This is a genomic window from Nostoc sp., assembly GCF_036917515.1.
GTDB lineage: Bacteria > Cyanobacteriota > Cyanobacteriia > Cyanobacteriales > Nostocaceae > Nostoc.
In genome coordinates this window covers 1-9043 of record NZ_JBALDE010000164.1, presented here as the reverse complement: position 1 = coordinate 9043, position 9043 = coordinate 1, and the positions used below count along the sequence as shown (strand labels likewise).

The following is a 9043-nucleotide window of genomic DNA, read 5'->3' as shown; positions in this document are numbered from 1 at the left end:
AGATCATAACTGTAAGGGTTTGCCATACGAATGCAGAAATCAATCACTTCTCTATATATTCTACGTCCTAACTAAGATGGCGACTGCTATACAAGGTGTAACCACAACAGGTATGATTTCTGAATCTTGGCGAAGTGATGATACATTCTGTTTAATCCAGTTAGGATGTGAAGCTGCTTGTCTAACTTTGTTTGCTCCTAACGGATTTCCATTATTATCAGTTGAATGATCTTCAAATACAATACAAAAGTCATCATAAGCAATCCACCAGGGATCTGGGTCAGCATCTCCGTTTGAATTTCGAGCTTCATAACCCAATAAACGCCCTAATCTTTCATGTCCATTTTCAAATGCTTTGGAGTCTTCCTGAGTATCTTTTACTCTCTGGAGATTCTCAATAATTGCTTTTACCTCTGCTTCAAACTTTTTATCGTTGAAATTGCCATATAGTGACAATTGTGATTCTAGTGCTTCAATTACAGAAGTCAGTCTCAATTTATCAGCTTGATTTTCTTGATTTTCTTCTAAATTCAACTTAGAGAGTTGATAGAGCCAACTAACTCCTTCAGTAGTAGAAGCAGCACGCTTAAAGAAATTCCGTGCTACTCCTTCCATAGAAGCTACACCATGTTTTGCCGCTATCCAGGCTGCACTTCCAGCAAGGTAGTACCAAAAGGCTCTATATCCTTTAACATCATCTCCACTAAGCGAACTTAATACAGAATTACATTCTTGAACTGCCTGTTCAAAATTGCCGCTCCAAAGTGCGTTTTGATATCTAACTTCATGAGCAACAGATCCCTGTAATTTTTCTATGCCTGGAAGTTGGGATTGTTCTAATTTATCTCTCAAATCTATAATATCCTTCTCTGCTCCATTCCAGTGTTCTTTATGTGTTAGAAAAATTTGCAAATTATCAATAAACTCTGATGATTTAATATCTTTAGATTGCTCAATTCCATACTCTATCTCAGCTTGAATTTCTGGATGTAAAAATTTCCTTTTATTCTTATCTAGTAAAAAACTATTCAATTCTTCTCCAAGCACTACTACTGCGGAATAATCGTTATCTGCTCTTGTACAACGACCAACTGCCTGAACAATTCTAGTTAATACACGGTCATTAAAAAGAATATTTGCTGGCATTCGCGTCACAAGAAATTTTTCTTGTAGATTTATTGCTTTTTGCATTCCTTTTACTATTAATAGACGACATTCATCACCTCCTAGATCAATGCCATCATATCGGTTTGCAACTATAGCTACTGCTTTTGACTCAGATATAAAAGTCTGCTTTGACTTCTCGATTTCCCTAGCATTGAATATTTTATAACTAGTTGCTGTAGATATTTGTGTTGTAAGTTTATTTGCAGTAGGATCATCTGGGGCAAGGACGAGTGTTCTTGGTGTTTCTTTGATCATATCTATAGCTAGCTTGAGTGCAGCTTCTTCATTAAGTGATCTTTCTGGAAAAAAGAAAAAGCGACGACCAATGCCCTGTTGATCCCATCCATGCGGAACTGGTAAACGAACTATTTTTTCTGTACCTGCAAGCCTTTCTAATTCTCCTCCTTCTCCTAATGTAGCAGACATATATATGCGTTGTTTAGGAGTAGAAAATGGTTCATGAGTACGAGTAGGTGGTAAAATAGGACGAATTAATATAAAGTTATAGCTGCTGTATATATGGCATGAAAATAAGTGATCCTTTATAACAGACCAAGAATACTTTAAATCCTTTATATCATTGATATATGTATCTAGTATTGTAGTTATTTCTTCAAGTCTTTCATACATGGAGGGAGTAGGTATCTTTTGAACCCATTGGAGATCTCCTAAATCAGGAGAAGAGTTAGACATCAACCTAGAGTAGTTTGGATCGAGAACAATCTCACGCATAACTGCAACTAAAACTTTAAAAAGAGTGCGGTGTTCGGGATTAGTGCGCTCAATTGAAATAGACCAATATTTTGCTATATAATTTTCGGCAGCATGGGCATCATCAAGAATTATTATGTCGGCGTTCTTAAAGAAAGGATTTGCGTTAAATAAACCACTATAAGTAGTGACAGCAATAGTTTCTGCATTAGTATACTCAGCCTTGATAGTAGGGGCATATCCAGTCTGTTTACCTGTAAAAGCATTTGCTTTTATCCCAAAAATAGTTAATGATTGCTCAACTACCTGATTCACAAGCTGAACAGTAGGGCATAAATACACTACTTTTTCATTAAAACGGCAACGCCGCCATTCTGCAATCAAAAGCCCCACTCCTGTCTTACCACTACCTGTTGGAAGTTGTAAGGCAACATCTGGTAGATTGAGAGTTTCTGGCTGACAGTATTTTCTAAGTATGTCAGCTTGGTGAGAAATCAAACCTTGGGATTTTTTATTTTTAATATCTCGGAAAAGTGCTTCAGGTGTTTCGGCAAAGGTGTGAGAATGACTAACTTTTTTTAGTGCCATCTTTTGGATATACTAAGTATCTGCTTATTACACTGTTGTAACATAAAAAGTAATCAGCATTAGTAATCGCAGATGAGTTAGGCACACTAGCTAATTCATATAACGAATCTGACTTTCAATTTGTGCGATTATCATAGGGTTATTTCTCTTGTGATGCTTTTTTGCACCAAATTGCTTTTTTCAACAACCACCAAACAGCATCGTGTATTTTTAGCGATAGGTTAGGCTACGCGATCACACCGCTATAATTCTAGTTTATCGGCTTTTTCAGGATAAATTTTTGTCTTGACTGGGAGTATCAAAACCCATATTCCGCACCCCCAAGTGTCAAAAAAGACTCCCAAGAGACAAAATGGGATTGCCAATTTAATTAAATCAACCTAACGAGGAAGACGAAATCCTCAAAAAGCTGTTAGTTAATAACTAGTGACTTTTTGCCAAACATGATTTTGATAGCAGACGAATTGTGATGAATACAGCTAATTTTCCGTGGCTGACGACGATTATTCTGTTGCCGATAGCCGCCTCACTACTGATTCCCATCATCCCAGATAAAGAAGGCAAAACAGTGCGCTGGTACTCCCTCATCGTAGGGCTGATCGATTTTGCACTAATTGTTTATGCTTTTTATACTGGGTATGATTTCTCCAATCCAGATTTGCAGTTGGTCGAGAGTTACCCCTGGGTACCCCAACTAGATTTGAATTGGTCAGTAGGGGCAGATGGCTTATCCATGCCCCTAATTATTTTGACTGGATTCATTACCACGCTGGCGATTTTAGCAGCTTGGCCTGTTACCTTCAAGCCGAAGCTATTTTACTTCTTGATTTTGGCGATGTATGGCGGTCAAATTGCCGTGTTCGCCGTCCAGGATATGCTGTTGTTTTTCCTGGTGTGGGAACTGGAACTAGTACCGATATACTTTCTGCTGTCGATTTGGGGAGGCAAAAGGCGGCAATATGCAGCGACAAAATTTATTTTATACACCGCCGGCGGTTCGCTGTTTATTTTGCTGTCTGCCCTGACAATGGGATTTTATGGCGATACGGTGACATTCGATATGCGATCGCTCGTCTTAAAAGATTTCGCCCTGAATTTCCAACTTGCCCTTTATGCTGGCTTCCTAATTGCTTACGCCGTCAAGTTGCCAATTATTCCCTTGCACACTTGGCTACCTGATGCCCACGGTGAAGCTACAGCGCCTGTACACATGTTATTGGCAGGTATTCTTTTGAAAATGGGCGGTTACGCCTTAATTCGGATGAATGCCCAAATGCTCCCCGATGCCCACGCTTTCTTTGCACCAGTATTGATAGTTTTAGGGGTAGTTAATATCATCTACGCTGCCTTGACATCCTTTGCCCAGCGTAACCTGAAGCGAAAAATTGCCTATTCGTCAATTTCTCACATGGGCTTTGTGATGATTGGTATCGCCTCATTCACCGATTTGGGGTTGAGTGGGGCAGTATTGCAAATGGTTTCCCACGGGTTAATTGGGGCGAGTTTGTTCTTCCTTGTCGGCGCAACTTATGATCGCACACACACTCTGATGTTGGATGAAATGGGCGGTGTCGGCAAAAGAATGAAGAAGATTTTCGCTATGTTTACTGCCTGTTCGATGGCTTCTCTTGCTTTACCAGGGATGAGCGGTTTCGTGGCAGAATTAATGGTGTTTGTCGGCTTTGCCACTAGCGATGCTTATAGCCCTACTTTCAAAGTCATTGTGGTGTTTTTAATGGCAGTGGGAGTAATTTTAACTCCGATTTATCTGCTGTCGATGTTGCGAGAAATTTTCTACGGAGAAGAGAACAAGGAATTAGTTTCTCACCAAGCTTTGATAGATGCTGAACCCCGTGAAGTATTTATCATTGCTTGTTTGCTGGTGCCAATTATTGGTATTGGTTTCTATCCAAAATTGCTGACTCAGATGTACGACGCTACAACTGTACAATTGACGGCAAGATTGCGTGATTCTGTGCCGACATTAGCACAGCAAAAAGAAGAAACGCTAAAGGTTTCTTTGAGTGCGCCCCAAATAGCTAATTAAGTTGCGAGTTTAAATATTGATTACTTTGAGGGCAGGTACAAAACCTGCCCTTTTTGTTACTCACTCGTAATTTTTGATTGGGAAAGTAAAAAACAAATCATCGACCTGAGTTAAAAAATTTTGCATTGGTAAGTGATAAGATGCAATACGCTTGGCTTTGTGAAAAATTGTAGGTTGGGTTGCGCTTTGCTTGGGGAAAATAAGCTTATATAATTTTTTTCCAAGGGCTATCAAAATCAGCGCGATCGCACATCAATAGATTACCTCTGTCACTCAATTTTTATGATTTTAGTTTAAATTGCCAATTAACCCGGTACCAGGATTGAAAGCTAACACTAAAACTGCTGAGAGTTGAATTGATTGGAATATTAAAAATTTTAACGATAGTAGTATTACGTTTTGAAGATGCCAGCGATGCGATCGCAATAGTTGGGCTGTCTGTTCAATCCACAAATTAAAATCTGCTGTATAAGTTGCGCTCATAGCCGTTTTCGATCAGCGGCATAGCTTAGGCAAGCCAAAATATTCTCTTGTGTCAAATAAGGAAAGTCATTAAGCACTTCCTCGTAGGTCATGCCAGAGGCAAGATAAGATAAAACATCGTATACAGTAATTCGCATTCCTCGAATACAAGGCTTACCACCTCGTTTTCCTGGTGCGATTGTAATAATTTTTTGGTACTGTACAGCTATTCAAACCTCAAAAATCTTCATCATCAACAAAAAACTCGGCATCGTCTTCCAATCGAGAATTACCCTGGCCAGTACCAGCAAGTCCCCACAGAGGTTGCAGCAGTGCCATGCCAATTAACCCGACAACGGCACTAAAAGCTAGTACTAAACCCATTGGTATCTGAATCGATTGGAATGTTAAAAATTTTAATGATACAGGTGTAGCATTTTGGACTGAAATAATTGCGATCGCGATTACCCAAACCGCTACAACTAGAGATGTCAAAAAAGGAGCGATTTTCATAGTTTGATTGAAGTGAGAAGTTAGGAATTATATTTTGCTCGAAATTAGAAATCAAGAGTTAAGAATCGTAAATTTACAATTCTTAACTCCTAATTCATAACTCTTAATTCTTAACTCTGACAGATTAGACTGCTACTGCCTCTAGTTTAGCAATGGCACTCTCTAACTCTTGGGCGATTTTAGTGAGTTTTTCGGGAGTGTTAGTTTCTAGGTAGACGCGTACCAATGGTTCTGTACCAGAAGGACGCAGTAAAATCCAGCTACCTTCTTCTAAATACAGCTTAATACCGTCTTTACGCCCCACTTCCTTGACTTTAATTCCTGCTACCTCTGTAGGTGGATTTTTAGTAAAAGAGTCGATAACGGCGGTTTTGTGCGCCTCTGTCAGGTGCAAGTCTAGGCGGTTGTTGTAAAGTGGGCCATCGGCTTCAGCAATCGCTTCTTTGACAAGTTGACTCAGCGGTTTGCCTTCATAAGCGATCGCTTCTGCCACCAGCATATCGGCTAATACCCCGTCTTTTTCAGGAATATGCCCAATAACACTCAAACCACCTGATTCCTCTCCACCGATTAACACGGCAGTTTCGCGCATTTTTTCGCCGATGTATTTAAAACCAACTGCTGTTTCGTAAATTTGCAGCCCATTTTTAGCAGCGAAATTATCCAGCAGGTGGGTTGTAGCCACAGTGCGGACTATCGCGCCAGTTTTACCTTTGTTTTTGATTAAATGACGTGCTAGGAGTAGCAGCACAGTATTCGGAGTGAGCACGTTTCCTTGTTCATCAACGATACCAAAGCGATCGCTATCTCCATCGGTCGCCAAGCCCAAATCAGCTTGATCGCGAACTACTGCTTCCACTAACTCAACTAATTGTTCTCCTTTGGGTTCTGGCATCCCACCCCCAAATAACACATCTCTCCAATCGTGGAAACTTTCTAACTGAACGCCACTATGTTGCAAAACTTCATCTAAATAGCCGCGAGAGGTAGAATACAAAGCATCGTACTTCACCTTTAAATTAGCGCTTTTGATCTTTTCTACATCAAGTAGAGTGTAGATAAATTGCAGGTAATCTGGTTTGGGATCGAAAATTGAAATTGAACCTGATGGATTGCTCCCAGGCAATTCATCCGATGCACCTTCTATATTTGCCACAATAGTATCAGTAATCTCTGGAGTGGCAGGCCCAGCATAATCGGGTATATATTTAATTCCACAGTAAGGTGCTGGATTATGGCTAGCAGTAAACATTAACGCCCCAGCGGAATTTAGGTGACGGGCGTTGTAGGCAATTACTGGTGTGGGGCAATCCCGTTCAGTAATTTTCACAGTCCAACCCAAGTCTGCTAGTACTTGGGCCGCTGTTTGGGCAAACTGGTCAGCTAAAAAGCGAGTATCGTAGGCAATAAGTACTGGTCTATCTTTTGTGTAGGCTGTTTCTAAGTAAGTGGCGATTGCCCTTGTAACTTTCCGCACATTCGGAAAAGTAAAGTCATCTGCAATAATCCCTCGCCATCCATCGGTACCAAATTTTATCTTGCTAGACATTTTTGCCACTTGCTCCGGTACATTATCAGTACTATAAAAGCTTCCCGCAAAGCGTGTGTAGCAGCAAGTATCCTCCGAAGTTCTTTTCTAAGAAAGCCTTAGCTTAAACTTCTCCCCACCGTATTTTCTCTCACTGTTTCTGAGCAATGTCAACCCCCGATCGACCTTTTGCCAGTTATCACCTTTGGTCTCTAGTTGCCCCAGCGACTGGGCAAGAACGCTGGCATTGCCAGATGAGACGGGGGTTTATCAAAGCACGGCAACACGAACCACAAGTCAAAGCGCTTTTAACGCAAGCCACCGCGCCCCAGCGAATTGGTATACTCGCTCAAAAAGGCGTTTATGAGTTTCATCATCACAGGCATCTGTTGAAGCAAGCAGATGGCGTAGAAAGAGTTGCCCAGCTACTTCAATTAGGCAACTCAAGCGTTCAAGTCCAGCAACGTGTGCTGCAAATTTTGCAAAAATATCACGATGCACCGTTGCTTTTGGATAAAAATATTATCCAATTAACTCCGGGTGATGAAGGCTTTCCCAAACCGATAGTAGTTGAACAAGAAGATTATTGCTTTCGCTTATACGCGGCTATGGACTGCGTTTTTATTGAGTCTGATAGCACTTTACATATTTTGGATTTCAAAACTGGTAAGTCGGCTTTTGACAAACGACAGGCATTAGTTTACTTGTTAGCTGCTCGTTATCTTTACCCTGGACGAAAAGCTGTTGCATCATTTTATAATTTAGAAATATGTAAAAAATCAGAGTTAATTAGTATTAATAATAGTGAATTAGAATCCTTAAAATTTGAGTTAGCGAATATTGCCCACAAGCACCAGCACGATTTGCAAAAATATCAGGAAGGAACTACTAATTTCAGTAAAATATTCCCTCCTAATCCTGGCTCTCACTGCCGCTTTTGTCCATTTAACTCCATCTGTGAGTTTGCCGATTTTAAGCAGCATCAATCATATCCATTGCCCAGTTTAAGAGTTAATAGCTAATTGGTTTACCTATACAGTCTTGGTCAATTTTCAAAATAATTTACTAAATACTCGTATTTTTACTGACCTGATTCTCTTCTCCTATCAGACAATCTAGATGTTAGATACACCGATTTTGATCTTTGGTTGTAAGGAGTCAAGACTAATGCGATTAACCACAAATAAATCTGTATTTAGATTAGTAGGAATTTCTATGTTTCTTTTACTTCTAATATTTAAGGTGATTTTACCTAAAACTGTTTATGTATTGCTGTCGTCTCTAGACGCTTGTGTTGTTCAACCTGAATGTGCTGCTGCTGGTTCGGAATTAGCTCCTACTGTGAAGGCTGCAATTAGCACAACTAAAGCTCAAAATGAACAGGTTCCAAATAAAGCTAAGGAAGGATATTGTTCTTTCTATCCACTTGATTTGGTTTGTGGACCACAAGGTCAATCTTCAGTTCTTTATAATTACAAATTTCATCAAACAGTACATTACAGAAGGTCTGGTTCTCCTGACAAATTTGTAACTCATCATTATCGAAGTTGGCGACCTGCACCAGGGGCAATTAGAAGTTTAGCTCAATCTCCAGATATTGAATTTGGTGGTGGTTATCCTCCCTCTAATGATTATGTAATATGGATTCGTTTAAATGATGGAGATGGTAATAATCAAACTCGTGGAGTTGTTTATGAATATTCAACTGGCGATTCCATGACATGGGATGATTATGCAAATTCTTCTAACAATAATATTGAGGGAGAATGGATTAGCGATGTGGTTTGTGCTAATACAGTACTAGATAATTCATCCCCTCGTAATAAGAAAGATTGACTTCAATAAAAGCACAATATGACTGTTCAATTAATAAATATTCATCAAATTAGAGGTTGCTGGTATGAATAATCTCACTATACTTCTTCAGGGGGTGACAGGGGAGCTAAAGAGCTTGCTGTATAAGTGACATAGCTTTCAAACCCTGGCGATAAAACCTCTGTTTATTGCGAATAGAACCCATGAGTTCC

8 protein-coding genes are annotated in these 9043 nt (G+C 39.8%); 3 read left to right on the top strand and 5 right to left on the bottom strand.

Features of this window, described 5'->3' with window-relative positions; genetic code table 11:
* Nucleotides 1-60: 60 nt before the first annotated feature.
* Nucleotides 61-2466, bottom strand: a complete 2406-nt coding sequence (locus V7K89_RS21325; RefSeq protein WP_335190638.1) for a DEAD/DEAH box helicase — start codon at nt 2464-2466, stop codon at nt 61-63.
* A 469-nt stretch (nt 2467-2935) separates the two neighbouring features.
* Here V7K89_RS21325 and ndhD1 point away from each other — a divergent pair, with 469 nt between their 5' ends.
* Nucleotides 2936-4513, top strand: a complete 1578-nt coding sequence (gene ndhD1, locus V7K89_RS21320) for a photosynthetic/respiratory NAD(P)H-quinone oxidoreductase subunit D1 (RefSeq protein WP_335190636.1) — start codon at nt 2936-2938, stop codon at nt 4511-4513.
* 288 nt (nt 4514-4801) lie between these two features.
* Here ndhD1 and V7K89_RS21315 read toward each other — a convergent pair whose 3' ends face one another.
* The 4 genes from V7K89_RS21315 to V7K89_RS21300 all read right to left on the bottom strand — a co-directional run bounded on the left by V7K89_RS21315 (nt 4802) and on the right by V7K89_RS21300 (nt 7037).
* Complete coding sequence (locus V7K89_RS21315) at nt 4802-4996, bottom strand: hypothetical protein (RefSeq protein WP_335190634.1); 195 nt, start codon at nt 4994-4996, stop codon at nt 4802-4804.
* Nucleotides 4993-5205: a DUF433 domain-containing protein gene (locus V7K89_RS21310; RefSeq protein WP_335190640.1), complete on the bottom strand. Its 213-nt coding sequence runs from the start codon at nt 5203-5205 to the stop codon at nt 4993-4995. The genes V7K89_RS21315 and V7K89_RS21310 overlap by 4 nt, the downstream gene beginning before the upstream one ends.
* A gap of 7 nt (nt 5206-5212) precedes the next feature.
* Nucleotides 5213-5488, bottom strand: a complete 276-nt coding sequence (locus V7K89_RS21305; protein ID WP_335190632.1) for a LapA family protein — start codon at nt 5486-5488, stop codon at nt 5213-5215.
* A 124-nt stretch (nt 5489-5612) separates the two neighbouring features.
* Nucleotides 5613-7037, bottom strand: coding sequence for a phosphoglucomutase/phosphomannomutase family protein (locus tag V7K89_RS21300; protein ID WP_335190630.1), 1425 nt, complete (start codon nt 7035-7037; stop codon nt 5613-5615).
* A gap of 146 nt (nt 7038-7183) precedes the next feature.
* Between V7K89_RS21300 and V7K89_RS21295 the strand changes: the two genes are divergently transcribed.
* The gene (locus V7K89_RS21295; RefSeq protein ID WP_335190629.1) at nt 7184-8038 is read left to right on the top strand and encodes a PD-(D/E)XK nuclease family protein; all 855 of its coding nucleotides are present in this window, start codon (nt 7184-7186) and stop codon (nt 8036-8038) included.
* A 145-nt stretch (nt 8039-8183) separates the two neighbouring features.
* A complete protein-coding gene (locus tag V7K89_RS21290; RefSeq protein WP_335190627.1) occupies nt 8184-8852 on the top strand; it encodes a hypothetical protein in 669 nt (222 codons plus the stop codon).
* Nucleotides 8853-9043 lie beyond the last annotated feature (191 nt).

Coding starts and splice junctions, on each gene's coding strand:
- V7K89_RS21325 (WP_335190638.1), bottom strand. CDS start 2,466: ATGGCACTAAAAAAAGTTAGTCATTCTCACACCTTTGCCGAAACACCT.
- ndhD1 (WP_335190636.1), top strand. CDS start 2,936: ATGAATACAGCTAATTTTCCGTGGCTGACGACGATTATTCTGTTGCCG.
- V7K89_RS21315 (WP_335190634.1), bottom strand. CDS start 4,996: ATGAGCGCAACTTATACAGCAGATTTTAATTTGTGGATTGAACAGACA.
- V7K89_RS21305 (WP_335190632.1), bottom strand. CDS start 5,488: ATGAAAATCGCTCCTTTTTTGACATCTCTAGTTGTAGCGGTTTGGGTA.
- V7K89_RS21300 (WP_335190630.1), bottom strand. CDS start 7,037: ATGTCTAGCAAGATAAAATTTGGTACCGATGGATGGCGAGGGATTATT.
- V7K89_RS21295 (WP_335190629.1), top strand. CDS start 7,184: ATGTCAACCCCCGATCGACCTTTTGCCAGTTATCACCTTTGGTCTCTA.
- V7K89_RS21290 (WP_335190627.1), top strand. CDS start 8,184: ATGCGATTAACCACAAATAAATCTGTATTTAGATTAGTAGGAATTTCT.